The organism is Promicromonospora sp. NPDC059942 (assembly GCF_042731755.1).
Classification (GTDB): Bacteria; Actinomycetota; Actinomycetes; order Actinomycetales; family Cellulomonadaceae; genus Promicromonospora.
Window position 1 is genome coordinate 122,868 of sequence record NZ_JBHWLR010000008.1, and the last position, 24,856, is coordinate 147,723.

At 74.1% G+C, this 24,856-nt stretch carries 18 protein-coding genes; 6 read left to right on the forward strand and 12 right to left on the reverse strand.

Annotation, left to right across the window (positions count from 1 at the left end):
* Nucleotides 1-121: 121 nt before the first annotated feature.
* Complete coding sequence (locus ACFV9Q_RS14860) at nucleotides 122-1,519, reverse strand: ABC transporter substrate-binding protein (RefSeq protein ID WP_377235037.1); 1,398 nt, start codon at nucleotides 1,517-1,519, stop codon at nucleotides 122-124.
* Between the two features lie 288 nt (nucleotides 1,520-1,807).
* Here ACFV9Q_RS14860 and map point away from each other — a divergent pair, with 288 nt between their 5' ends.
* On the forward strand, nucleotides 1,808-2,584 hold the full coding sequence (gene map / locus ACFV9Q_RS14865) for a type I methionyl aminopeptidase (protein ID WP_377235038.1): 777 nt from the start codon (nucleotides 1,808-1,810) through the stop codon (nucleotides 2,582-2,584).
* A gap of 70 nt (nucleotides 2,585-2,654) precedes the next feature.
* Here the strand turns inward: map and ACFV9Q_RS14870 are convergent, their stop codons facing one another.
* The 7 genes from ACFV9Q_RS14870 to ACFV9Q_RS14900 form a co-directional block, all read right to left on the reverse strand.
* Nucleotides 2,655-3,473 (reverse strand): HAD family hydrolase, encoded by an 819-nt coding sequence (locus tag ACFV9Q_RS14870; protein ID WP_377235039.1) that lies wholly within the window; start codon nucleotides 3,471-3,473, stop codon nucleotides 2,655-2,657.
* 136 nt (nucleotides 3,474-3,609) lie between these two features.
* Nucleotides 3,610-4,413, reverse strand: a complete 804-nt coding sequence (locus ACFV9Q_RS14875; protein WP_377230313.1) for an HAD family hydrolase — start codon at nucleotides 4,411-4,413, stop codon at nucleotides 3,610-3,612.
* 58 nt (nucleotides 4,414-4,471) lie between these two features.
* The gene (gene serS / locus ACFV9Q_RS14880) at nucleotides 4,472-5,743 is read right to left on the reverse strand and encodes a serine--tRNA ligase (RefSeq protein ID WP_377235040.1); all 1,272 of its coding nucleotides are present in this window, start codon (nucleotides 5,741-5,743) and stop codon (nucleotides 4,472-4,474) included.
* Between the two features lie 10 nt (nucleotides 5,744-5,753).
* Nucleotides 5,754-10,118: a hypothetical protein gene (locus ACFV9Q_RS14885; protein WP_377235041.1), complete on the reverse strand. Its 4,365-nt coding sequence runs from the start codon at nucleotides 10,116-10,118 to the stop codon at nucleotides 5,754-5,756.
* A 26-nt stretch (nucleotides 10,119-10,144) separates the two neighbouring features.
* A complete protein-coding gene (locus ACFV9Q_RS14890; RefSeq protein WP_377230310.1) occupies nucleotides 10,145-11,263 on the reverse strand; it encodes a diacylglycerol/lipid kinase family protein in 1,119 nt (372 codons plus the stop codon).
* Nucleotides 11,264-11,296: 33 nt separating this feature from the next.
* Nucleotides 11,297-12,094, reverse strand: a complete 798-nt coding sequence (locus ACFV9Q_RS14895; protein ID WP_142032120.1) for a glycosyltransferase — start codon at nucleotides 12,092-12,094, stop codon at nucleotides 11,297-11,299.
* 195 nt (nucleotides 12,095-12,289) lie between these two features.
* Entirely contained in the window at nucleotides 12,290-13,114 is an 825-nt protein-coding gene (locus ACFV9Q_RS14900; protein ID WP_377235042.1) for a DUF5926 family protein, read from the reverse strand.
* A gap of 88 nt (nucleotides 13,115-13,202) precedes the next feature.
* Here ACFV9Q_RS14900 and ACFV9Q_RS14905 point away from each other — a divergent pair, with 88 nt between their 5' ends.
* Nucleotides 13,203-14,489 (forward strand): CoA transferase, encoded by a 1,287-nt coding sequence (locus ACFV9Q_RS14905; protein WP_377235043.1) that lies wholly within the window; start codon nucleotides 13,203-13,205, stop codon nucleotides 14,487-14,489.
* Nucleotides 14,490-14,565: 76 nt separating this feature from the next.
* Here ACFV9Q_RS14905 and ACFV9Q_RS14910 read toward each other — a convergent pair whose 3' ends face one another.
* The 3 genes from ACFV9Q_RS14910 to ACFV9Q_RS14920 form a co-directional block, all read right to left on the reverse strand.
* Nucleotides 14,566-15,402 carry an LPXTG cell wall anchor domain-containing protein gene (locus ACFV9Q_RS14910; protein WP_377235044.1) on the reverse strand — a complete coding sequence of 279 codons (837 nt, stop codon included), beginning with the start codon at nucleotides 15,400-15,402 and terminating at the stop codon, nucleotides 14,566-14,568.
* 250 nt (nucleotides 15,403-15,652) lie between these two features.
* Nucleotides 15,653-17,134, reverse strand: a complete 1,482-nt coding sequence (locus ACFV9Q_RS14915; RefSeq protein WP_377235045.1) for a hypothetical protein — start codon at nucleotides 17,132-17,134, stop codon at nucleotides 15,653-15,655.
* Nucleotides 17,135-17,324: 190 nt separating this feature from the next.
* Nucleotides 17,325-18,815 carry a glutamyl-tRNA reductase gene (locus tag ACFV9Q_RS14920; RefSeq protein ID WP_377235046.1) on the reverse strand — a complete coding sequence of 497 codons (1,491 nt, stop codon included), beginning with the start codon at nucleotides 18,813-18,815 and terminating at the stop codon, nucleotides 17,325-17,327.
* A 49-nt stretch (nucleotides 18,816-18,864) separates the two neighbouring features.
* On the opposite strand from ACFV9Q_RS14920, the gene hemE reads away from it, so the two are divergent.
* Together hemE and ACFV9Q_RS14930 are read left to right on the forward strand one after the other, a co-directional pair.
* The gene (gene hemE, locus ACFV9Q_RS14925; protein WP_377230091.1) at nucleotides 18,865-19,950 is read left to right on the forward strand and encodes a uroporphyrinogen decarboxylase; all 1,086 of its coding nucleotides are present in this window, start codon (nucleotides 18,865-18,867) and stop codon (nucleotides 19,948-19,950) included.
* A complete protein-coding gene (locus ACFV9Q_RS14930) occupies nucleotides 19,947-21,413 on the forward strand; it encodes a protoporphyrinogen/coproporphyrinogen oxidase (protein ID WP_377235047.1) in 1,467 nt (488 codons plus the stop codon). Before hemE ends, ACFV9Q_RS14930 begins: the two co-directional genes overlap by 4 nt.
* A gap of 15 nt (nucleotides 21,414-21,428) precedes the next feature.
* On the opposite strand, the gene ACFV9Q_RS14935 is transcribed toward ACFV9Q_RS14930, so the two are convergent.
* Complete coding sequence (locus ACFV9Q_RS14935; protein WP_377235048.1) at nucleotides 21,429-22,652, reverse strand: Fic family protein; 1,224 nt, start codon at nucleotides 22,650-22,652, stop codon at nucleotides 21,429-21,431.
* A 174-nt stretch (nucleotides 22,653-22,826) separates the two neighbouring features.
* On the opposite strand from ACFV9Q_RS14935, the gene hemC reads away from it, so the two are divergent.
* Both hemC and ACFV9Q_RS14945 read left to right on the forward strand, forming a co-directional pair.
* On the forward strand, nucleotides 22,827-23,876 hold the full coding sequence (gene hemC / locus ACFV9Q_RS14940; RefSeq protein ID WP_377235049.1) for a hydroxymethylbilane synthase: 1,050 nt from the start codon (nucleotides 22,827-22,829) through the stop codon (nucleotides 23,874-23,876).
* Entirely contained in the window at nucleotides 23,873-24,748 is an 876-nt protein-coding gene (locus ACFV9Q_RS14945; RefSeq protein ID WP_377235050.1) for a uroporphyrinogen-III synthase, read from the forward strand. Before hemC ends, ACFV9Q_RS14945 begins: the two co-directional genes overlap by 4 nt.
* The last annotated feature ends 108 nt before the right edge of the window (nucleotides 24,749-24,856 follow it).

Sequence of the window (24,856 nt, forward strand, 5' to 3'; positions counted from 1 at the left end):
GTGCTTTCTTTTTTTGTTTTTTTTGGTTTTTTTTGGCCTCCCCCCCCCCCGAAGCGGAGGAGGGGGGGGGTGTGGGGCTCGACCCCCCCCCCCTCCCCGCGTCATGGTCGAGGGCCGGGCGTCAGTTCTTCGGCCAGGACTTCTCGATCGTGTCGGTCACCTGCTGGCTGCTCTCGTCGCTGGCGAACCACTCGGTGATGCCGTTCCAGAACGAGTCCGTACCGACTGCGGCCGGCATGAGGTCCGAGGCGTCGAACCGGGCCACGGTGGCCGGGTCGGCGAGGATCTCGGCGGAGAGCCGGTCGAAGTCCGTCGCGAGCAGCGCCGGGTCCAGACCGTTGTTGGCGCTCACCCAGCCACCGGCCGGCGTGGCGGCGGCCTTGGCGTTGGCCCAGTCAGCGCTCGACAGGTAGGTCTGGAAGGCCTGCACCTCGGGACGGTCGGTGAACGCGCCGATGAACTCGCCGGCGACCAGCGTCGGCTTCTCGTCGGCGGTCATGGCCGGCAGGTAGAACGCGTAGACGTCGCCGTCCGGGCCCACCTCGGTGCCCTCGGGCCACTGCGTCTGGTAGAAGTTCGCGGCGCGGTGCATCCAGCAGTTGCCGTCCAGGATCGGGTAGCCCGCGTCCGTCCAGGTCGCGGTGGCGATCGAGTCGACGCCGCCCAGGCCGCCGTTCACGTAGTCCGGGTTCTTGAGGATCTCGCCCGCGGTGTCGAACGCGTCGACGATCTGCGGGTCGTTGAACGGGATCTCGTGGGTGTACCACTGGTCGTAGACGTCCGGGCCCGCGGTGCGGAGCACGACGTCCTCGATCCAGTCGGTGCCCGGCCAGCCGGTGGCGTCACCGGACTCCACGCCCGCGCACCAGGGGCGGGTGGCGCCCTCGTTGCCCTCGGCGATGGTGGCCGTGAGGTCCATCATCTCGTCCCAGGTGGTCGGCACCTCGTACCCGGCGTCGGCGAACATCTTCGGCGAGTACCAGACGTACGACTTGACGTTGGAGCCCAGCGGCGCGGCGTAGAACGTGCCGTCGACCGTGCCGTACTCCTTCCACTCCGGGGCCCAGCCCTCGTCGACGTTGGCCTCGACCTGCTCCGGCGCGGGGAGGACCGCGTCGTAGTCGTGGACGAGCGTCTGGAGCAGACCGGGCTGCGGCAGGATCGCGATGTCCGGCGGGTTACCGGCCTGGACGCGCACGGGAAGCTGCGCCTCCATCTCGCGCGAGCCCTCGTAGTTGATGGTGACGCCGGTGCACTTCTCGAACGGCTCGTACGACTTCGTCTGCGTCTCGGCCTCCGGCTCCACGATGGTGGTGTAGACGTTGACCTCCTTGCCGTCGAGGTCACCGAACTCGTCGTAGGCGGCGCAGTCGATCGCGGCCTCGGTGGCCTCGCCACCGCCGTCCCCGCCACCGCCGTCGTCGCCGGTGTCGGCACAGGCCGCCAGGACCAGGGCCAGGCTCGCGCCGGTCGCCGCCAGGGCGATCGCTCGGCGCTTGGAAGCCATCCGGATAGTCATCTCGTGCTCCTCCACTGCTTCGTGGGCTCAGAACCCTCTGACTTGCGGGTACGGACCGGCAGACTGCCGGGTTGCCCGACCTCAACGCAACCGTGGTTCTCGATCCAATGCAAGCCCATACAGCATCACCTTGCATTACGAAATCGTTGCAATCCCACCGGTCGTCCAAGACTGGCGAAACGCCGGGTACGCCGGACGCAAGGTGGCCGCCCACGCCCGCACGGCGGGTGGACGGCGGGACGTAGGCTTGTGCCGCCAGATCCCTGGTGCCCCTACGGAAGGACGGACATGATCGAGCTGAGGACGCCGCGCGAGATCGAGGAGATGCGCCCGGCGGGACGCTTCGTCGCCGACGTGCTGCTCGCCGTCCGCGAGGCCGCGGGCGTCGGGGTGAACCTCCTCGAGCTCGACGAGATCGCGCACAAGATGATCCGCGACCAGGGCGCCGAGTCGTGCTACATCGACTACCACCCCTCGTTCGGCGCGATGCCGTTCGGCAAGGTCATCTGCACCTCGGTGAACGACGCCGTGCTGCACGGCCTGCCCTACGACTACGCGCTCCAGGACGGCGACCTGCTGTCGATCGACTTCGCGGCGTCCGTGAACGGCTGGGTCTCCGACTCCGCGCTGTCCGTCGTGGTGGGCGAGCCCGACCCGGCCCGCGTGGCGCAGGACACCAAGCTGATCCGCACCACCGAGGTGGCGCTGGAGGCCGGCATCGCCGCCGCGCAGCCCGGCAAGAAGATCGGCGACATCTCCTCGGCGATCGCCGAGGTGGCGCACGCCGCCGGCTACTCGGTCAACACCGACTTCGGCGGGCACGGCGTGGGCCGCACCATGCACGGCGACCCGCACGTGCCGAACAACGGCCGGGCAGGCCGTGGCTTCCCGCTCAAGCCGGGCCTGGTGATCGCGGTCGAGCCGTGGTTCCTGGAGACCACGGACGAGATCTTCACCGACCCCGACGGCTGGACGCTTCGCTCGGCGGACGGTTCGCGCGGTGCCCACTCGGAGCACACGATCGCGATCACGCCGGACGGCCCGCTGATCCTCACCGCACGTTGATTCTCACGGCGCGCTGATCGTTGTGTCAGACGCTCAGGTCACCCCGGTGACCTGAGGGTCTGACACGGCGCTAGATCAGGGTCTTCAGCGCCTGGATCACGCCGTGCTGCGAGATGTCGCCCACGGTCTCGTTCGCGATCGCCTTCACGGCGGCAGGAGCGTGGCCCATCGCGACGGCGCGGGCGGCCCAGCTCAGCATCTCGATGTCGTTCAGGCCGTCGCCGACGGCGAGCGTGTTGTGCCGCGGGACGCCGAGCGTGGAGCGGATGTTCTCCAGCGACGTCGCCTTGCTCAGGTGCCGCGGGGTCACGTCGATCCAGTCGGGCCCGGCCTCCGTGGCGGTCACCCCGTGCCGGCGCAGCGGCTCCAGCAGGTCGAGCACGTTCGGCCCCCGCAGGATCGCGCGCGAGGCGGGCATGACGCCCAGCTCGTCGACGCCGACCACGCGCTGGGCGCCGTTGACCTCGTGCGGCTCGAACAGCCGGTTCACGCGGTAGCCGATGCCGATCTCCTCGACGCCGATCTGCACGTCGGGGAACCGGCTCAGCGCCATCTTGGCCACGGGGCCGACGTCGAACGTCAGGACGTCCTCGAGCATGTAGCCGTTGGTGCACGTGGCGCAGAGCCGCGCCGTCACCGCGCCGTTGGAGGCGACCACCCAGCCGTCGGTGATCCCGAGCTCCTTGGCCACGGGCAGGATCCCGGTCAACGACCGTCCCGACGCCAGGACCACGTGATGCTTCCGGCCACGCACGAGCTGCACGGCCAGCACCGTCGGCCCGGGCACGGGCTGCCCGGTGACCAACAGGGTCCCGTCGATGTCGAGGGCGACCAGGTGAGGCGCATCGTTGCGCACCCGCATGGACACCGATTGGTCGTCCAGGATCATCACGTACCCCCATGGCACCGTGAGCGCCGTCACCCTTCGACGGATCGCGCCCAAATGTACAGGCATTCGCCCTGTGATCCATACCTTTGCACGGATAACTTTCACCCGCGTCGTCACCCGCGGGATCTTGCCCGACTCAGAGCAGCGAGCGGAGGACGTCCACCACGCCGTCGTCGTCGATCGAACCGGTCACGGCGTCGGCCGCCGCCTGCACCGGCTCGGTCGCGTGCCCCATCGCCACGCCGCGTCCTGCCCACCGCAGCATGTCGATGTCGTTGCTGCCGTCGCCCACGGCGACGGTGTTCTCGGCCGCCACGCCGAGCTCCTTGCGCACCACCTCGAGGGCCGACGCCTTGGTCACGCCCTGCGGTGCGATGTCCATCCACGCGGACCAGCCGACGGCGTACGTGACGTCGTCGAAGCCGAGCCGCGCTGCGATCTCGTGGAACTCCGCGCTCGTCTCACCGGGGCTGCGGACCACGACGCGCGTGACGTCGCCGGCCCAGAGCTCCTCGAAGTCCACCACGCGGTGCTCCCCGTTGAGCTCGCCCTCGGGAAAGAGCTCGGTCATCCGGAAGCCTACGCCGACGTCCTCGACCGCATAGCGCGCGTGCGGCAGCTCGACCTTGAGCATGCGCAGCACCGGTTCGGGGTCGAACGTCTCGACGCGTTCCAGGGTGTAACCCATCGCGGCGGAGACGTCGATGCGTGCCGTGACCGCGCCGTTCGAGGCGACGATCCACTCGTCCTCGATCTTGAGCTCCGCCGCGACGGGCGTCATCGCGATGAGCGAGCGGCCCGACGCCAGCACCACGTGGTGCCCGGCGGCGCGGACGGCGGCGACCGCCTCCCGCGCCGCGTCGGACAGCACGTCGTCGTACGTGACGAGGGTCCCGTCGATGTCGAGGGCGATGAGCTTGCGGTCGGTGGCAGGAGGCACGCTGGCAGCCTACCCACCCGCCGGTGAACGCCGGCCGACGACGAGGTGATCGGCCGCCCTACTTCACCGGCTCCAGGACCTCCAGGCCACCCAGGTAGGGGCGCAGGCCCTCCGGGACGTGCACCGAACCGTCCGCCTGCTGGTGGTTCTCCAGGATCGCGACGATCCAGCGGGTGGTACCGAGCGTGCCGTTCAGGGTCGCGACGTTCCGGGTCGAGCCGTCCTCGGTCCGCTCGCGGACGCCCAGGCGGCGGGCCTGGAACGTGGTGCAGTTCGACGTCGAGGTGAGCTCCAGCCAGCGCTCCTGCGTGGGCAGCCACGCCTCGCAGTCGAACTTGCGGGCCGCCGAGGAGCCGAGGTCGCCCGCGGCCGTGTCGATGACGCGGTAGGGCAGCTCGACCTTGGCCATCATGGCCTCTTCCCAGCCCAGCAGGCGCTGGTGCTCGGCCTCGGCGTCCTCGGGGGCGCAGTAGCTGAACATCTCGACCTTGTGGAACTGGTGCACGCGGATGATGCCGCGCGTGTCGCGGCCCGCCGAGCCGGCCTCGCGGCGGTAGCACGCGCTCCAGCCCGCGTACCGCATCGGCCCGTCGGACAGGTCCACGATCTCGTCGCTGTGGTAGCCCGCGAGCGCCACCTCGGAGGTGCCGACCAGGTAGAGGTCGTCCTTCTCCAGGCGGTAGATCTCGTCGGCGTGGGCGCCCAGGAAGCCCGTGCCCTGCATGGTCTCGGGCTTGACGAGGGTGGGCGTGATCATGGGCGTGAAGCCCTGCTCCACGGCCTGGTCCATCGCCATGTTGAGCAGCGCCAGCTCCAGCCGCGCGCCGATGCCGGTCAGGAAGTAGAACCGCGCCCCGGACACCTTGGCGCCGCGCTTGGTGTCGATCGCGCGCAGGCCCTCGCCGAGCTCCAGGTGGTCCTTGGGCTCGAAGCCCTCGGCCGCGAAGTCGCGGCGGGTACCGACCTGCTTGAGCTCGATGAAGTCCTCCTCGCCGCCCGCGGGCGCGCCCTCGATCACGTTGGCGATCGAGTACAGCACCCGGTCGAGCTCCTGCTCGGCCTCGGCCGCGGTGGCCTGGTGCTGCTTGACGTCCTGCGCGAGCTGCTTGGTGCGGGCCAGCAGCGCCTGCTTCTCGTCGCCCTGCGCCTGCGCCACCTGCTTGCCCAGGGACTTCTGCTCCGCGCGCAGGTTCTCGAACTCGGTCAGAGAGGAGCGGCGGCGCGCGTCGGCGTCGAGCGCCACGTCCACGAGGTCGGGGTCGTCACCGCGGGCCACCTGGCTCGCGCGGACGACGTCGGGGTTGTCGCGCAGAAGTCGGAGATCGATCACGGGGACGAGCCTAACGGGGCTGTCGCTCTGAATTCGTCCGCAGCGCGACCATCGTGAGCAGCGGCACGGCCGGGATGAGCGCGATCATCGCGATCCGCAGCCCGAAGTCGTTGACCAGGGAGCCCAGGACCGCCATCACCCACATCGCGACCAGCGCGGGGCGCAGGAACTCCCAGCTCCGCTCCGCGCGCGTGAACCAGGCGGGCGTCAGGCGTTCCCGCCACGTCGCCGGTCCGAAGAGCGCGAGGCCGACCAGCACCAGGATCACCACGGTGGCCCAGACCGCCGGCCCGCCCGTGATCGAGTTCAGCGCGTACAGCGCCTTGCGCAGCACGGTGGATACCGCCTCGCCGTCGACCACCTGGCCCACGAACCGGCCGAGGTGCGAGCGCGACTCGGGCGGGCGCAGCCAGTCGAGGACGCCCACGAGGGCCACCACGCCGACACCGGCCGCCGCGACCCAGGTGAACCGCCAGAGGGTGAGGCGCAGCCCCGACGCGGCCGTGGCCACCACCACGAAGGCCGGGACGAGCACCAAGCCGCCGCCGAGGTCCGCCCCGAGGGTGGGCCAGACGTCGACCGCCATCGCGATGACGCCCACGACGCTGACGGCCAGGGTGGCCAGGACCCGTCTGCCGCGCGACACGAGGAGCTGCGCCAGCGCGGCCGCGAGCACGATCGCCGCCACGGCGTACACCGAGAACGTCGGGTTGCCGAAGCCGTAGAACCGCGCGCCGAACGTCGGGGCGGAGCCGAGGGGCGCCGCCCGGTTCAGGGGCGTGCCGACCAGGGCGTCCACCGTGAGCGCGACGAACGTGATGCCCGCGACGACGGCGGGGGCCGCCCACAGGGGCCGCCGTGGGGCGAGCAGGCTCAGGCCGGTCACGGCCGCCGTCACGAGCAGCGTGGCGCCCACGATCGCGAGCACGGGCAGGTCGAACCGCCACCAGCCGGTGAGGGAGACGAGGAACCCGCCCGCCGGGAGCGCCGTCAGCGCCGTGGCGGCGACGACGGCGGCGCGCCGGAGCCCGCCCGGCACGAACGCGACCCGCCGCGGCACCCACCAGCAGGCCGCCGCCAGGGCGAGGCCCAGCCAGAACGGCACATCGACGAGCCAGATGTACGCGTCCCGGCGCACGTGGTCGCGCGCCGTCATGTCCGCGAGCTCGTCGGCGGTGAGCCAGGCCGAGGCGGGGCGCTCCCCGGCCCGCAGCAGCGGCGTCGGGTCGATGTCGGCGGGCAGGTCCACGCCGACGGCGTCGAGCACCGCCGCCGGGACGTCCATCAGCCGCGCCACCCCCTCCGTGCGGGTCGCCGTGCTGGCCAGGTAGCGGGGCAGCCCGTCGTAGTTCGCCGACGGGCGCAGCAGGGCAGGCCCCAGCTCGAGCGCGTGCTCGGGCGTGGTGGCGACGTCGATCACGAGCACCGTCGTGTCCGCGGGGGCGGCGGCCAGCACGCGCCACACCGCGAGGTCCACGGCGGCGACGAGGTCGGCGCGGATCGCCTCGACCTGGTCGGCGCCGTCGGGCTGCTTCTCCAGGTCCGCCCGCTCGGCGACGTCGAGCAGCGCTGAGCCCGCGTCCACGAACGTGACGGGACAGTCCCAGGCGCCCGAGTCGGCGGCCAGCGCCGCGTCGAGGTCGAAGTACCGCCCGACGCTGCCGTCGCCCTCGGCGAGCGCGACCGCGGCGCCCGGCCCGACGGCCGTCGTGCACGTGTCGGCGAGGGCGTTCCCGAACGTGCCGGGGTGGGCGGCGTAGCCGGAGCCGCGCTGCAGCGCGGTCAGCCGGTCCCACTGGTCGACGACGGCGGGGCGGTCGCCCCCCGCGGTCCCGGCACCGGCGTCCGCGGCGTCCGCCGTGTCGTCCGCCAGCGGCGTCACGGTGATCTCGTCGCAGATCCAGTGCCGGTCGGCGTCCCGCTCGTCGGCTACCTCGGCCAGGCGTCCGGCCGACAGGCTGAGCCACCCGCTGTCCGGGCAGCGCGCCGCGCGTCCGTTGGGCAGGGTCAGGCCCGCGGCGTCCGCGCCGTCGGTGAGCATGCCGTAGAGCGTGGGCGCAGGGGCCGTGCCGGTGTCGAGGGACGGCTGGACGTCGGTCCAGCGCAGGCCCTGCGTGCCGATCACGACCACGTTCTCGCCGGGCGGCACCACGGGCTCGGCGCTGCTCAGCGAGCCCGACTCCTCGCCGGCGGCCTCGGCGCCGGGCACGGGCAGCACGGCCGCCGCGAAGAGCAGGCTGAGCAGCAGCGCGCCGGACAGGCCCAGCACGGCCGACGGCACGCGGCGGACCGGCTCGGTCTGCCTGCCGGAGGGGAGCCAGCCGCGGGCGCCGAGGAACCGGGTCACCAGGTCCGGACGCGCCGCGAGCAGCGCGACCAGGGCGAACGGCACGAACAGCGTGAGCCCGCGCAGGCGGTCCCCGAAGTACGGCGCGGCGTCCACGGCGACGGTCACGAGCGCGACGGCGGTCACGGCCGCCACCCCGAGCCACACCGGCCGGGTGGGCCGCTGCGTCTCGCGGGCGCGGGCGCCGTCGCCGAGCACCGAGCCGGCGCTCGTCGCCGTGCGGCGACGCGCCGCGTACGCCGCGAGCCCGCCCGCGAGGACCAGCCCGGCCACCGCGTAGATCACGAAGGCCACGTCCGAGAACCCGTAGAAGCGGTCCGCGGTGGCCAGCGACGGGCCCAGGAGCGAGGCCTGCAGCAGCGTGAACCCCGTGATCCCGTCGATCGTGAAGACCAGCCAGGTGAGGCCCGCCGCCGCGACGGCGTTGCGCCACGGGGCCGGAGGGAGCAGCCGCGAGACGCCCCGGATACCGAGCGCGACGGCGACCGCCGCCACCGTAAGTGACAGGGCCAGGCCGAACTCCGGCGCGGGCCACACCCACCACCGGGAGAGGGTCGCCAGGCTCGCCGCGGCCGGCGCCGACACCGCGAGCAGCGCGGCGCTCAGGGCCAGCCGCTGCCGGTACGGCCCGGGCTCCCGCCGCGGCCGCGCGGCACGCCGCGGCAGCACCAGGACCAGCACGGCGATCAGCAGGAACAGGACGATCACGCCGGCGAAGGCGGGCACCTGCGCGGGGATCGTGTCGGCCAGGACGTTGATGTACTGCCGGTTCTCGACCGTGCGGGCGACCGTGGTCCGCCGCGGCTCGCCCACCTCGATCGGCGAGCCGTCGATCGAGGGCTCCTCGAGCGCCGGGTCCTGCCCGGGCTCCTCCTCGGCCTCGGGGTCCGGGAGGGCGCCGGCGGCCTCGGCCGCGGTGGCCGTGAGGTCGGTGAGCTGCACGAACCCGGTGCTCCGCGACGCGTCCGACGTCAGCCAGCGCACCCGGGGCACGTCCACCACCCAGTCCACGACGACCTGGAGGCCCTGCTGCGTGAGCGGCGTGTCCGCGACGCCCGCCACGAGCACGCGCGTGCCGGCCGGCAGGCTCCGGGTCAGGCTGCTGAGCGTGCCGTCCAGGGTCTCCAGCGCCTGGGCCCGCTCCGGCCCCTCGGGCAGGCTGCCGGCGTCGACCACGGTGACGGGGCACTCCGTGAGGGCGTCGTCCCAGGCCTGGCCGCGTGCGCCGAAGGTGCTCGCCGAGCCCTCGGCGCCGTCCGAGGTCAGGGCGTCCAGCGAGGGGACGTACCGGCCCACGGTCCCGTCCGCGCGGGCGAGCATGACGGCGGCGCCCGGCCCGACCGCCGTGGAGCACGCGTCCGCGTCGGCCAGCATGTCGCCGAGGAGGCCGGGGGCGGGCGCCTGCTCGCGCTCGCCGGGCTCGGCGGCCTTCTCCTCGTCCTCGTCCTTCTCGGGGAGCTGCGCCCAGCCGCCGACCGTGGCGCGCGCCGGCTCCGCGTCGCCGGAGCCCTGCGCGGCACCCGTCGTGGGCTCGGGCACCGGCGTGCACGACGTCGCCCCGCGGGCCTCGCGCTCCTCGCCGTCCTGGCCCGCGGGTTCCGGCTGGTCGGCGCGCTCGGCGCTGCCGGCCGAGACCGTCCGGCTGCCCGCCGAGAGCGTGAGCCACGCGTCCAGCGGGCACGTCGCGGGCGCCGCGGTCCGCACGTTGATCGACGCGACGGAGCCGCCGCCGATCATGTGCCACAGGGTCGGGGTGGTGCTCCGGGAGACGTCCGTCCACCGCAGCCCGGCCACGCCGACCACCACCACGGGGGCGGCCGGCACGGGCTCCGCGGCCTGCGCGGGACCGGCGTCCGCGGCGACCGCCGCGGCCGCGGGCCCGGCCCCGGTCGCCGGCGTCGCCACGGCCACGGGCGCGGATCGCGGGGCCGCCGACGCGGTCGTCGGGCCGATCAGGCCCAGCAGGGCCGCGACGAGCATGACGAGGGCGACGGGCACGGTCAGTGTCCGGGTGGAGCGGGGATTCACCCGCCCAGGGTAGATGGCCGCGGCCGTCACGGGGCCCGGACCAGCAGCGCGCCCGGCTGGACGTGCACGTCGACCTCGACGGCCCGGCCGAGGGGATCCCCGTCGACCTGGGCCTCCTCGCCCGCGGGCACGCGGATGCGCGCCCGGCGGGCCTTGGTGTGGTCGATGCGGCCGAGCTTCTCCGGCAGCTCGTTCCGCACCCCCACCCCCTGCATGGCGATCTCGAGGGTGAGCTGGGCCCAGCCGAGCACCCCGCCGCGCACGTCGACGGCGGCCACGTCGAGCACCCCGTCGTCGAGGACGGCGTCGGGCAGCAGGGTGACGCCGCCCGGCAGCATGCCGCAGTTGCCGACCATGATCGAACGGGCGCGCGCGTCGACCGGCGGGTCGTCGTCGAGCTGCAGGGTGGCGCGCATCCGCCGGGCCTGCATGTGGGACAGCCCCGCCACGAAGTAGGCCACCCAGCCCACCTTCTTCTTCAGGTTCGAGTCGGCGGTGGCGACCATCGCGGCGTCGAAGCCCAGGCCGGCGATGACCAGGAAGATGTGCTCGCGGTCCGTGTCGGGCTCGTGGTCGGGCTGGTTGGGGTGCTCGTCGTTGCGCGGGGTGTCCGCGAACTCCATGACCCGCAGCCAGCCGACGTCGATGGCCCGCGTGCGCCCGGCCAGGATGACGTCGAGCGCCTCGTCCATGTTGGTCAGCGGCAGCTCGAGGTTGCGCGCCAGGAGGTTTCCCGTGCCCACCGGCAGCACGCCCATCGGCTTGTCCGAGCCGACCATGGTCTCGGCGACGGCGCGCACCGTGCCGTCGCCGCCGGCCGCGATCACGATGTCCGCGCCGTCGTCCAGCGCCTGCCGGGCCTGCCCCTTGCCGGGGTCCTCGACGGTGGTCTCGTACCAGAGCGGCTCCGGGAGCCCGTTCGCCTCGCAGTGCGCCCGCACCTGGGCGGGCAGCCCGCTCGCGTGCAGCTTGGAAGGGTTCACCACCACGGCGATCTGCCGGGCCGCCGGCACGCTCTGCGCCACCGCGCGCCGGCCGTCCCGACGACGCATCCAGGCCTGCTGCGACCATGCGCCGACGGCGACGGCGAGTGCCAGTACCCCGATGACGATCGCGATGATGCCGAGCCAGACCTGCCACTCCATGAGGTCAGGGTACGGGGCGGGCCTGAGGGTCGATCAGCTGCGGACGTTCGACCCCGCGTGCCGCACGGCGTCCACCGCGCCACGCATCTTGCGCGCGTTCACGGCCAGCAGGACGTCGCGGTACTGGGCCGCCCGGTGGATCTGACCCTTGAGGTCGTTGGCGGAGGCCCGGTGCTTGAGGTCGCACGGCACCTCGACGGCGACGTACCCCTTGCGCAGCAGGTCGATGGTCATGCCGGTCTCGACGCCCCAGCCGCGGGCGAGCGGCGTGGCCGCCTCGAACGCCTCGCGGGTGAGGCACCGCATGCCGGACAGCGGCTGCGACGGGCTCCAGCCGGTCATGGCCTCGATGGCCCGGCGGGACGCGCCGACGACGACGCCCCGGCCGCCGGCGCCGGCCTGCTTGGGCAGCAGCGCGATCGCGAGGTCGGCGACGCCCTCACGGACCGGGCGCACCAGCGGTGCGGTGTTCACGGCGGTGTCGCCGAGGTCACCGTCGATGAACATGAGGAGACGCGGGGGGCGCCCGTCGGCGTCACGCATCGCCACCACCGCGGCGCCTGTCTCCATCGCGGCGGCCTTGCCGCGGTTGTGGGAGTGGCGCACGACGACGGCGCCCGCGGCGCGCGCCACGTGCTGCGTGTCGTCCTCGGAGCCGTCGTCGACCACGAGCACGAGGTCGACATGGGGGATCGCACGCGCGGAGCGCACGGTGGCGGCAATGCGCTCGGCCTCGTCCTTGGCGGGAATGATGGCCGCCACCCGCTGGACGTTCTTGCCTGCCTGTGCATTGCCGGGACGCGTGGTCTTCGCGACCGGGAGAGCGTTCACACCTGTCCTGCCTGAAGCGTCGATTTGCCGTGGTGAGTGTTCGGATAGCCCTTTGCTTGGTGAGTGCAAAGGTTTACCCCTGGAATCCTACTCCCTTGGTCCGCTAGTTGCCGAAACCAGGGCCGCTCGTGGCGATCCTCGGTGACTGCCGTAGCGTTCCGGGCCGCTCGCGCGCGACCGGCCGGGGCGTCCGGACTAGCGCAGGGTGACCTGGCGAGAGACGATACCTGCTCTTGCGCGTCGCTCGTTCGCATCAAGCGGCTCCTTGATGGAAAGTGCTTTCGCGAGCTTCTCGCCGAGCTCGGCCACGGGACCCTCCAGGTCAGCGGCCTCGGTGCCCTTCGGCAGCTCCCAGACCGGGACGACCAGGCCCGACGCACGAAACGCTCCCACGAACCTTCCACCCGCGAGCCCTGACTCGCGCTTTGCGTGCAGGCGGGAGATCGCGTCGATGACGTCGTCCTCCGGCTCGGGGCGTGCCCAGCGGAGGAACTCGCGCGACATGCTGCACCAGTAGGCGGACTCGGCCGAGGTGACCTTGACGGTGGGGATCGCGCCGTCCGCCGCGTCCTCCAGGTTCTGCTTGAGCTCCGGCGTCACGTCGGCGCTCGGGTCGAGCCAATAGTCGAACGTGTCGTGCACGGTGACCTCGAACGGCACGCCCAGGTCGAGCACGTCCTGCAGCCGCGGGCCCTCGCCCGGCAGCTCGCCCGACTCCACGGCCGTACCCGGCTCCAGCTCCATCGCCTCCAGCAGGGCGGCGGCGAGGTCGCGGCTCACGTCGCCCGAGCCGACGATGCCCTGCACGGCGAGCAGCAGCGTGCCGTCGGCACGGTGCAGCGCGGTCCAGGCACCGGGCAGGAGCGTCACGACCGTGACGTCGCGGGAGCCGTACTCGGCGGTGGTGCGGGCGGTCGCAGTCGCCGACGGGACGATCTCGCGCATCGCCACCCAGTCGGTCTCCCCGGGGAGACCTTCGAAGGGCCGGAGCACGAAGTCGGAGGAGGGGTTCTTGGCCATGCGGCGAGTGTATCCGCGCGCATGGTCGCAGATCTGTCCGGCCGGTGATGTTTCGGGGCAGTCCGTCGGACGGGACCATGATGGAACCGTGGAACCCTGGCTCGCCGCCCACCTGCCCGTGCTCGACCTCGCGCTGGACGCCGTCCGCGCCGTGCAGCGCGCGGCAGCGCGTACGGGCCGGCGGGCGGGCGCGGCCGACCCGGCAGTCCTCGACCTGGCCCTGCTCGACCCGGCCCGCGTCGACCCCGCCCGGGTCGCCGCCGGCTTCGCGTCCGACCGCGTCCTCGCCCTCGACGGGCAGCCGGTGCAGGGCTTCGCCCCGCTCTCCGGCTTCTTCGCCACGTCCGACGGCTGGGTCCGCACGCACGCGAACTACCCGCACCACCGCGCCCGGCTGACGGCGCTCGCCGGGCTGCCCGACGACGCCGACCGGCCCGCCTTCGCCGAGCGGCTCACCGAGCTCTCGGCGCAGGACCTGGAGGACCGCGCCGCCGACGCCGGCGCGATCGTCGCGCGTGTCCGGACGGAGCAGGAGTGGCGGGAGTCCGCGCCGGGGCGCGCCGCGGCGTCGGGCCCGCTGGTGCGGACCCGGGTGCGCGGACCCGCGACCGGGACGGGAGCCCGTCCGCCGGGCGGGGCGCCGCTGGCCGGCGTCCGCGTGCTCGACCTGACCCGGGTCATCGCCGGGCCGGTCGCCACGCGGACGCTCGCACTGCTGGGCGCGGACGTGCTGCGGGTGGACCCGCCGGAGCCCGCCGAGATCAGCTGGCAGCACCTCGACACGGGACAGGGCAAGCGCAGCGCCGTCCTGGACCTCCGGGAGGCCCGCGACCGCCGCACGGCCCAGGACCTGCTCGACGCCGCCGACGTCCTCGTGACGGGCTACCGGCCCGGCGCGATCGAGGCGTTCGGCCTCCGGGTGCCGCCCCGCACGGTGACGGGGCGCGTGTCCGCCTGGGGCGACGCCGGCCCGTGGTCCGGCCGCCGCGGCTTCGACTCGATCGTGCAGGCGGCCAGTGGCATCGCGCTGCTGGAGGGCCGCGACGGGACGCCCGGCGCGCTGCCCGCCCAGGCTCTCGACCACGCCTCGGGGTACCTGCTCGCGGCGGGGATCGTGGACGCCGTCGCGCTCCGGAGCGACGACGGGCTCGGTCGCGACGTCGCGGTGTCGCTCGCGCGCACCGCGGTCTGGCTGCTCGACCTGCCGGGGCGGGACCCGGTGCACCCGGCCGCCGCGACGGCGTCGGCCGGCGGGACCGTGACGCACGGGGGCGTCACGACCGCGCGGCCGGTGCTCCCGGGGTACGCCGACTACCCGCACCCCGCGCACCCGTGGGGTACGGACGCGCCGGGCTGGCGGCCCCTCCCCGGCTAGGGGCGGGCTCGCCTCCCCGGCCAGGGGCGGGCTCGCCGGACCGGGCGCGGGCGTCCGGTCCGGCGCCGACGTCCGGTCAGGCGCGGATGCGGCTGCGGCGGGCGACCAGCAGCGAGGCGGCGCCGCCGAGAACCAGGGCGCCGGCGGCCGACGTGAGGGCGGTGGCCTCGGCGCCGGTCGTGGCGAGCCGGACGGGAGCGTCCAGCGTGGCCTCGGTGAGCGAGCCGGACTCGCGCCCGGTCGTGGCGGCGGTGTCCTGGCTCGGCACGTAGGCGGTGAGCTCGGCCCCGGCGGTGTCGGCCGCGGTCGGGCCCTCCCACTGCTGGCCCGGGGCCTGGACGGCCACCGGCGGCTCCGACGCCTCGACCTGCACGGGGGTGACGACCTTCGCGGGGGCCTCGGCCTCGGCGGCCGCCGGCTTCTCCGCGGGCGTGGTGGTCTGCTCGACCTCGGTGACGACCTGCGGCTGCGTCCCGGCGGCGGACTCGTTGGCCTGCTCCACGTACTCCTGGACGGCCTCGCGGACCTTGTCGCGGTCCTCGTCGGTCCAGTCGCGGTGGCCGCCCTGGGGCGCCGCGTTGTTGCCCTGGGGCGCCGCGCCGCGGCCGCAGCTGCCGTCCTCGGACCGACTGTCCTTCGAGCCGCCGTACTGCGGCACGTCGTAGTCGGGCTCCGCGTAGGCGGCCGGCTGGTAGGAGCGCGGGGACTGGGCCTCCCGGCCGCGGTCGTGCCCGCGGTCGTTGCCGCGGTCATAACCCGCGGAGTGTCCGTCCGGCCCGTCGTGCCCGTGGCCCTCGTGCGCCATCGCCGGGCTGGCGACGGCGGTCGCAGCGGTGGCGAGCGCGATCGTCGCCACGACGCGGGCGGCCGCGGACCTGGCGACGGACGAAGGCTTGACGGCGGCGTGCTTCATGAGAGCTGCTCCAGCTGGTCGGCTACATCTGGCCCGGAACCCGGGACGCCACGACGCTACCTGATCGGTAATAGCCGGAAAAAGGGGTAGACCGGAAAAACCTGATGCGATGGTAACGATCCGATAACAACGGACACAAGAATGGAACCTTCTGAAAGCGCCGGAGAACGCAAACGGGGTGGAGCGCCAATGGCGCTCCACCCCGCTACGTCAAGACCGAAGAGGCTGGGGTCCTCCCGGGGAATTCAGCTCAGGAAAGACCTCCCAGCAGACCGCCGGTGAGGCCGCTCACGGCACCGCCGGTGAGGCCGTCCACGGCGCCGGTCACGCCACCGACGGTGTCCTTGACGGCGCCGCCGGCGACGCCCTCGACGGTGCCGGTCACGGTCTTCACGACGGGCTTGGCCACGCCGTCCACGACGACGTCCTTCACGACGGGCTTCGCAACACCCTCGACGACGACGTCCTGCACCAGCGGCTTCGCGACGCCGTCGACGACGGTGTCCTTCACGACCGGCGTCACGACGCCGCCCACCACGTCGCCCTTGACGACGTTGCCGACGACACCGCCGAGCACCACGTCACCGACGACGGGCTTGGCCACGCCGTCCACGACACCCGGCACGACGTCGCCGGTCACGGTGCCGACGGCACCCGGGACGACCGAGCCGGTCACGTTGCCCACGGTCGAGGTGACGCCCGGGACCACGCCGTTCTGCACGGCGCCCACGGCACCCGGCACCACGCCCGTGGCGACCGGCTTGACGACGCCGTCCACGGCGACGTCGCCCACGACCGTCTCGACCGCACCGGCGGCCGGGGTGGTGACCTTGGCGACGAGGCCCGGAACCGAGGCGACGACGCCCGGCACGTTCGAGACGACGCTGTTCACGACGCCGCCCACGCCACCGAGCACGCCCGGCAGGTTGGCCGTGAGGCCGGCGACCGGAGCGGTCACGCCGCCCAGGACGTTCGGCACGTTGCGGATCAGGTCGGCCACGGTGGCCGGAACGCCCTCGACGGCGCCGGTCGCGACGGCGCCCGTCGCGACGCCGGTCACGGTGCCCGTGGCGCTGTTCACGACGTCGCCCTGCAGCACGCCGCCGGCCACGCCGTTGACGACGTCGCCCTGCAGCACGCCACCGGCGACGTTGGACACGACACCGCCGGCCACGTTGTTGACGACCCCGCCGGCCACGCCGTTGACGACGTCACCCTGCAGCACGCCGCCGGTCACGCCGGAGACGACGCCGGTCGCGGTGCCCAGGGCCCCGCCGCCGAGCACGTTGGCCAGGGCGGCCTTGGCGGTGCCGGTCACGCCCGACACGGCCGAGCCGCCGGTCACGCCGCCGACGACCTCGGAGACGACCTGGGGCGCGGCACCCTGGAGGGCGCCCGAGACGAACTGCGCCGGCTCGTAGTTCGGCGCGAGGGCCGTGGTGGGGGCGATGGAGGCGGGCAGCTCGGCCTTCTCGACCACGTCGGTGACGACGCCGGTCGCGGGCAGCGTCCCCGTGAGCTCGCTGAGGTCGATCGAGGTCGACGAGATGGCGGGGAGGCCCGACTTGAGGCCGTCGGCGGTGGTGCCAAGGTCGCCGAGGGAGTCCAGCGGGGAGGCCTCTGCCGCCATGGCCGGCGCGGCCATGGCGGTCGCCGCGGTTGCGATGGCGACGGTCGCGATGGTCCGCGCGCCCGCCGATGCGGTCTTCTTCTTGTGTGCTGCGTGCTTCAAAAGGTGCTCCAGCATCTCGATGCGCAAATGCGCGTTCGGTCCTTGAGCCACCGAACTTAGCCCGCACCCCCGGGTGAATAAAATCACCCTGATCACGATTCGGTAACGATGGGCGAATTGGACCCAGGATGCCAGGCCGCCCGGCATATCCGGACAATCACCACCGGTTGGTTATCGGCGTGCGGGCCGGTTATCGGCGGGAGCGGTGGTCCGCGTCGCGCTGGGTGGACGCCGTCCTCGTCAGGGCCACGGCCCCCTGGACCAGCGCGGCCTCGGCGGCCCGCGCCTCGGCGGTGGCCCGGGCCCGGACGGCGACGATCTTGTCGTGCAGCTCGGCGTGCACCCGCTTGCGCACGTCACGGGCGATCACGTCGACGTCGGACTCCTCGGGGGCGGGCTCGCCGTGCAGGGCGAGCTCGTCGGTCAGCCGCGCGACGGCGGCGTCGACCTCGGCCACGACCCGGACCTCCGCCTCGTCGAGCAGGGCGACCACCGCGGCGTCGGCCTCCCGGCCCAGGCGCGTCTCCTCGAAGCGCCGGGCGGCGGAGTCCACGATCCCCTGCGCCTGCGCGACGACGTCGTGCGCGACCGCGGGGGCGTGCGCCTTCAGCGTGGCGAGGTCGTAGAGGAGCACGCCCTCGACGTCGGCCACGAGCGGGTCCACGTCGCGGTGCAGGGCGAGGTCCAGGATCACCAGCGGGCGGGGCTCCGGCTCGTCGCCGGCCCGGTCCGCGGCGCGCTCCCGGGCGCGCACCACAGCGGCGGCGTCGAGCACGTGGCCGAGGCTCGCCTCGGGGCCGGCCTCGCCGGACAGGCCGTGCGGGAGCGTGGTCTGGCCGCCGAAGTTCCCGGCGACGATGGCGCCCAGCTCTTCGGTCCCGGCCAGGTCTCCGTCGGCTCGCGCCGCGAGCGCCCGGCCCCGGGCTCCGCTGCAGCTCACCACGATGTCGGCGTCGGCGAGGGCCTCGACGAGCGAGTCCACCGGTCGCACGCCGTGCGACTCCGCGAAGGCCTCGGCGCGGCCGGACTGCGAGTAGACGGAGATGTCCTCGCAGCCGCGGGCCCGCAGGGCCGCGACGGAGGCGCCCGCGTACGAGCCGGTGCCGATGAGCACGGCGCGTGCGCCGTCCCAGGGCGGCAGCTCGCTCTCGGCGAGGTCCAGGGCGAGCGCGACGACGGACCGGCCCGCAGCGCCGAGCTCCGTGTCGGTGCCGACCCGCTTGGAGGTGCGCGACGCCGTCTGGAACAGGAGCTCCAGGGTCTTGGACGTGGTCTCCTGCTCGCGGGCGATCGCCAGCGAGCGCTTCACCTGGCCGGCGATCTCGCGCTCGCCCACGACCATCGCGTCCAGGCCCGACGCCACGGCGAACAGGTGCTCCGTGACCTCCGGCCCGGTGCGGACGGTGAAGCTGCGGGCGGCGACGTCGCCGGTCACGCCCGACGCGTGGGCCACGAGCTCGGCGACGTGGCGCGTCGCGTGCCGCACGCTGTCGCCGCTCAGCGGCGCGTCGACGTCGAGGTAGAGCTCGAAGCGGTTGCACGTGGAGATCACCACGGCGCCCGCGACGGGGCCGCACGTACCCACGACGACACGACCCACTGACGACGAACCCGTGGACAGGCGCTCCAGCGCGTCGAGATCGAGCTCGCGGTGGCTGGCGGTGAGGGAGAGGAGAACCACAGTGCTCCAACTTTATGCACCACGGCCGGGCAGGGCAGAATCGTGAAGCGTGAAGTCCACCACGATCAGCCCTGCTCACCCGCTCGCCGACGGGCGGACCTCCGCCGCTCCCCTTGTCCGGGCGCTCCGGGGTGAACGTCCTGGTCGCACGCCTGTCTGGTTCATGCGGCAGGCGGGTCGCTCCCTGCCCGAGTACCGCGAGGTCCGCAAGGGCACCGGCATGCTGGAGTCCTGCCTGCGGCCCGACCTCGCGTCCGAGATCACACTCCAGCCCGTGCGCCGGCACGGCGTGGACGCCGCCGTCTTCTTCTCCGACATCGTGGTGCCGCTCAAGCTGGCCGGCGTCGGCGTGGACATCCAGGCGGGGGTCGGTCCGGTCATGGACCAGCCGTACCGCACGGCCGACGACGTCGCCCGGCTCACCGCGCGCAGCCTCGACGACGCGGCCCTCGAGCCGATCCGGGAGGCCGTCGCGCTGACCGTCGCCGAGCTCGGGTCGACGCCGCTCCTCGGCTTCGGCGGCGCCCCGTTCACGCTCGCGGCCTACCTGGTCGAGGGCCGGCCGTCGCGCGACCACCTCGCCGCGCGCACCCTGATGCACGCCGACCCCGCCACGTGGGACGCGCTCGTGACGTGGACCGCCGACCTCACCGGCACGTTCCTGCGGGCCCAGGTCGAGGCGGGCGCCAGCGCCGTCCAGCTCTTCGACTCCTGGGCCGGGTCGCTCTCGCTCGCGGACTACACGGCGCACGTCGCCGCGTCGTCGACCCGCGCGCTGTCCTACGTGGCGGACGCCGGCGTGCCGGCCATCCACTTCGGTACCGGCACCGGGCACCTGCTGCCCGCGATGCGCACGGTCCTGGTCGACGCCGGCCTGACGGACCACGCGGTCGGCGTCGACTACCGGACTCCGCTCGACGAGGCGGCCGCCCTGCTGCCCGGCGTCCCCCTGCAGGGGAACATCGACCCCGCGCTGCTGGCCGCGCCGTGGCCGGTGCTGGAGGCGCACGTGCGCGACGTCGTCTCCCGCGGCCTCAAGGCGCCCGGCCACGTGGTCAACCTGGGCCACGGCGTCCCCCCGGAGACGGACCCGACGGTGCTGACCCGCGTGGTCGAGCTGGTCCACTCGTTGTGACGGCCTCGGCCGGCCGGTCCGGTGCGGCGGAGGCCGACGCCGTCGTCGTCGGCGCCGGGATCGGCGGGCTCGTCGCCGCGCACACGCTCGCCGGGCGCGGGCTGCGCGTCGTCGTGCTGGAGGCCGGCGAGCGGGCCGGCGGGCCGATCCGCGGCGGGGCGTTCGCGTCGCTGCCGGACGTGCCGCTGGACCTCGGGGCGGAGTCGTTCGCGGTGCGGGGCGGGGCCGTGGAACGGCTCGTGGCCGAGCTCGGGCTGACCGTCGAGGCACCAGCCGGGCTCTCCGCCTGGGGTTATGCCGCCGGCCGGGCGTTCCCGCTGCCCGCGGCCGGTGTGCTGGGCATCCCCTCGCGGCCGTGGGCCGCCGACGTCCGGCGCGCGATCGGCTGGCCCGGCGTGCTGCGCGGCTCGCTGGACCGGGTGCTGCCCACGCGGCTCGTCGACCCGACCGACCTCGGCACCCTCGCACGGTCGCGGCTCGGCTCCCGGGTGGCGGACCGGCTCGTCACCCCGGTCGCCGCGGGCGTGCACTCGGCGCCGCTCGACCGGCTCGACGTCGCCGCCGTCGCGCCCGGGCTGCTGGACGCGTACGCACGGACCGGGTCCCTGTCGCGGGCCGTGGCGTCGCTGCGGGCCGCGGCGCCGCCCGGGTCCGCGGTGCGCGGGATCGACGGCGGCGTCCACGCCCTGGTGGACGCGCTGGTGGACCGCCTGGACGTCCGGTTCGGCACGCGGGTCGAGGGGGTGGAGCGGGCCGACGGCGACGCCGTCTGGCTGGTCCGCACGGCCGACGGCCGGCTGCTCCGCACGCACCGCGTGGTCCTGACGACGCCCGCCGCCGTCGAGATCGGTCGGTCGCACCGAGACCGGTCGGCTGACGGACCGATCTCAACGCAACCGACCGATCTCGCTGCCGCCGGGCACGGGAAGGTTCTGGAGCCGCCCGCGCCGCCCGAGCGCGGCGCGGACATCCGGCTGGCAGCGCTGCTCGTGGACGCGCCCGAGCTGGACACCGCCCCGCGCGGCTCGGGGATGCTCGTGGCCCCGGACACGGCCGCGGGCGGTGTCCGGGCCAAGGCGCTGACCCACGCGACGGCCAAGTGGCCGTGGCTCGCGCGCCGGGTGCGCGCCGCCGCCGGACCGGGCGTGCACGTGGTGCGGCTCAGCTACGGCCGCATGGGCGAGCCGACGCCGCAGCCCACCGCCGAGGAGGCCGCCCGCGACGCGTCGGCGCTGCTCGGGGTGGACCTGACCGACCGGGTGCGCGAGGTGCTGCACCAGCGCTGGGACGGCGCGCTGCCCCCGCCCACGCCGGCCTACCGGTCCGCCGTCCGCGAGTACGAGGCGACGGTACTGGCCGAGCCCGGCCTCGACGTCACGGGCGGCTGGATCGCCGGGACCGGCCTGGCCGCGATCGTCGCGCACGCGGGACGAACTGCCGAACGCCTGGGCGACGAGGGCTGAGGGGTCCCGGAGGGCTCAACCCCGCGAGAGCCGCTGGGCGTAGGCGTCCAGCACACGCAGGATCCCCGCGTGCTGCCAGACCCGGTTGCGCCGCAGGCCGGTACGTTCCTCCAGCACTCCTGCCTCGGTGAGCTGGCTCAGCGCGCGCTGAGCCGTCGTGTCGTTCATGTCGAGCCGGTCGACGAGGAAACGGGCGTTGACGACGGGCTGCGCCACCAGGCACGGGAGCACCCTCCACGCTGACGCCTGCCGGCGGAGACCCGCCAGGTCCTGACGAGACACGTCCACCTGGTTCGCGAGCTCGTCGACGAGCGCCGAGCCCGACGCCGCAGCGAACCGGCACGCCGCAGCGAATCTCTCCACGATCGGTCGGGCGTCGCCCTGCCGGAAGGCGCCCAGGGCGTCGAAATACTCCTCGGTCTGGATGAGCAGGCCGGCCGAGACCGGCGCGGTGGTGTGCGTGACCACGCCCTTCGCCTTGAGGATCGCATGCACGACGGCACGGCCGGTACGGCCGTTCCCGTCGCTGAACGGGTGGATGGTCTCGAACTGGGCGTGCGCGACTGCCGCCTGGACCAGCACTGGGAGATCGTCCCGGTGCATGAAGCGGACCAGGTCGGCCATCGCGCCGGAGACGAGCTCTGCCTGCGGCGCGACGTGCTGGGCGCCACGCGGGGAGACGCTCGTCGAGCCCACCCAGACCAGCCCCGAGCGGTACTTTCCCGCATGGTCCTCCCAGCCACGTTGCCGGGACAGCAGCTCGGCGTGCATCGCGAGCATCGCGTCCTCGTCAAGCCGGTCCGCGAGGGCGAGCGCCGCTTCCATGGCCCGGACGTTCGCCACCACCACCCGGGCGTTGTCGCTGTTCGACTGGTCCAGCTCCGCGAGCGCCAGCTGCCGCGCACCGACCGTGAGGTTCTCGATCTGCGACGACGACGTCGACTCGGTCCGCAGCAGGATGGAGCTCATCGGGCCCAGCGTCGGGTTGTCGGCCCCGAGACGCCCCCGCGCATAGGCGTCGAACCCGGCGAGGGCGGCCGCGGCCTCCTCGATGTCCGCCCCGAGGTCGGCCGGCAGGTGCGGCGCATACTCCGCGATCCGCGTCGGGATCGTCGACTCGTACTCCCCTGAGGCCGCGGCGAGCTGACCGCGACTGACCAGGCCGTTGTCCTCCGCGACCCAGTAGTGCTCGTCCCGGCCGACGGGTGCGATGGCGAGGGGCTCGGAAAGTGTGACCACGCACTACACCTTACTAACAGTTTCTCGAAAACTGTTGGTAAGAAGGTGCACTTGCTCGCACTTTCTCCGGGCGCGCCGAGACCGTTCTGACAGCACGCCACCAACCCTGTGAAATCCGCCCATCGGGCACCTTCTGGTTTCCTCCCGGCGGGGGTTCGGGTGGAGACTGGGTTGGTGACCCCGACCCCCCTGTCCGTCAGCACCCCTGGAAGCACCCCGGGCGACGCCACGCCGATCCGCCTCGGGACCCGCGCGAGCGCCCTCGCCACGACCCAGAGCGGTCTGGTGGCCAAGCGGCTGGAGGAGCTGACCGGCCGACCGGTCGAGCTGGTGCACATCAAGACCGAGGGCGACGTGAAGACAGGGAGCCTCGCGAGCCTCGGCGGCACCGGCGTCTTCGTGACCGCGCTGCGCGAGGCGCTGCTGGACGGCCGCTGCGACGTCGCCGTCCACTCCCTCAAGGACCTGCCGACCACCCCCGCGCCCGGCCTCACCTTCGTGACGCCCGAGCGCGAGGACCCGCGCGACGCCCTGTGCGCTCGGGACGGACTCACCCTCGCGACGCTTCCGCACGGGGGGCGCGTGGGCACCGGCTCGCCGCGGCGGGCCGCCCAGATCCGCGCGGCCCGGCCCGACCTGGACGTCGTCGACATCCGCGGCAACGTGGGCACGCGGCTCAACCGCGCGCTCGGGCCCGACGCCGACCTCGACGCCGTCGTGCTCGCCTACGCCGGGCTGTCGCGCCTGGGCCGCACCGACGTGATCAGCGAGGTGCTCGACGTCGACGTCGTGGCCCCCGCCCCCGGACAGGGCGCGCTCGCCGTGGAGGTGCGCACCGTGGACATCGTGTCCGACCCCGCCACGGGCCGGGCCCCCGCGCCCGACCTCGCCGAGGCGATCCACCTGCTCGACCACCGGCCGACCCGCCTCGCGGTGCTCGCCGAGCGTTCGGTGCTGGCCCGGCTGGAGGCCGGCTGCGCGGCTCCGGTCGGTGCGCACGCGACGGTGACGGGCTCGGTGCTGCGCCTGCGGTCCGTCGTGGCCGCCGTCGACGGCTCGGAGCAGATGTCGCGCGGCGGGGAGGCCTCGCTGTCGCAGGACGTCGCGCCCGAGGCGCTCGACGCCGCCGCCCGCACGCTGGGTGTCGCCGTGGCCGAGAACCTGCTGGCCGACGGCGCCGAGCGGCTCGCACCGCTGAGTGCGACCGTCCCGGAGAAGGCGTGACCGAGCCGGTCCCCTCTGCGGTCGCTCCCCCGGGATCGGCCGGGCCCGCCGGATCCTCCGCCGGCCCCGGAACGGCTGCCGGACACCGTGCCGGGCAGCCCGCCGTGCTGGTCGCGCGCGCCCCGGAGCGCTCCGCCAGGCTCCTCGCCCTGCTCCGTGAGCGCGGCCTGGACCCGGTCGCAGCTCCGGTGATCGAGCGGGCACCGGTCGAGGACCCGGCAGAGCTCGACGCCGCCCGCGAGCGCGTGCTCGCCGGCGCGTACGCCTGGGTGGCGATCACGAGTGTGAACGCCGTGGACGCCCTGCTCGGCCCGGCGCCGGCTGCTTCCGACACACCGCGCGCCGAGTCGGCCCGGTGGGCCGCCGTCGGCCCCGCGACCGAGCGGGCGGTGGCCGCGCACGGTCTCGCCGTCGAGCTGGTACCGCGGACCGCGACCGGGGCCGGGCTCGCCGACGCGTTCCCCGAGGCGCCCGACGGCCCGAGCCCGGCCGGCACCCGTCCCGCGGCCGACGTCGCCCCCGCCCCCGCCCCCGCACACCGCGTCCTGCTCCCGCTCGGCGACCTCGCGTCCGACACGCTGCGGGCCGGCCTCGTCGCCAAGGGCTGGGCCGTCGACGTGGTGACCGCCTACCGGACGGTCGCGCGCGAGCTGCCCGCGGAGCTGCGCGGCCCGTACGACGTCGTCGTGGTCGCCTCGGGCTCGGCCGCCCGCCAGGTCGCGGCCCAGCTGGGCCCGCAGCGGGTGGTCGCGATCGGGGAGCCGTCGGCCCGCGCGGCCGGCGACGTCGGGCACACGGTGCTCGCCGTGGCCGCCACACCCACGGACGAGGCCCTGGCCGACGCCGTGACCGAAGCCCTCGTCAGAACCTGACCTGTCAGACGTACAGGTCCCCCTTGTGGCCTTTACGTCTTACACCCCAACAAAAGAGAAGGACATCTTTTTCTTCTCCCCCTCTTACGCTGTCGGCGAATACGAGAG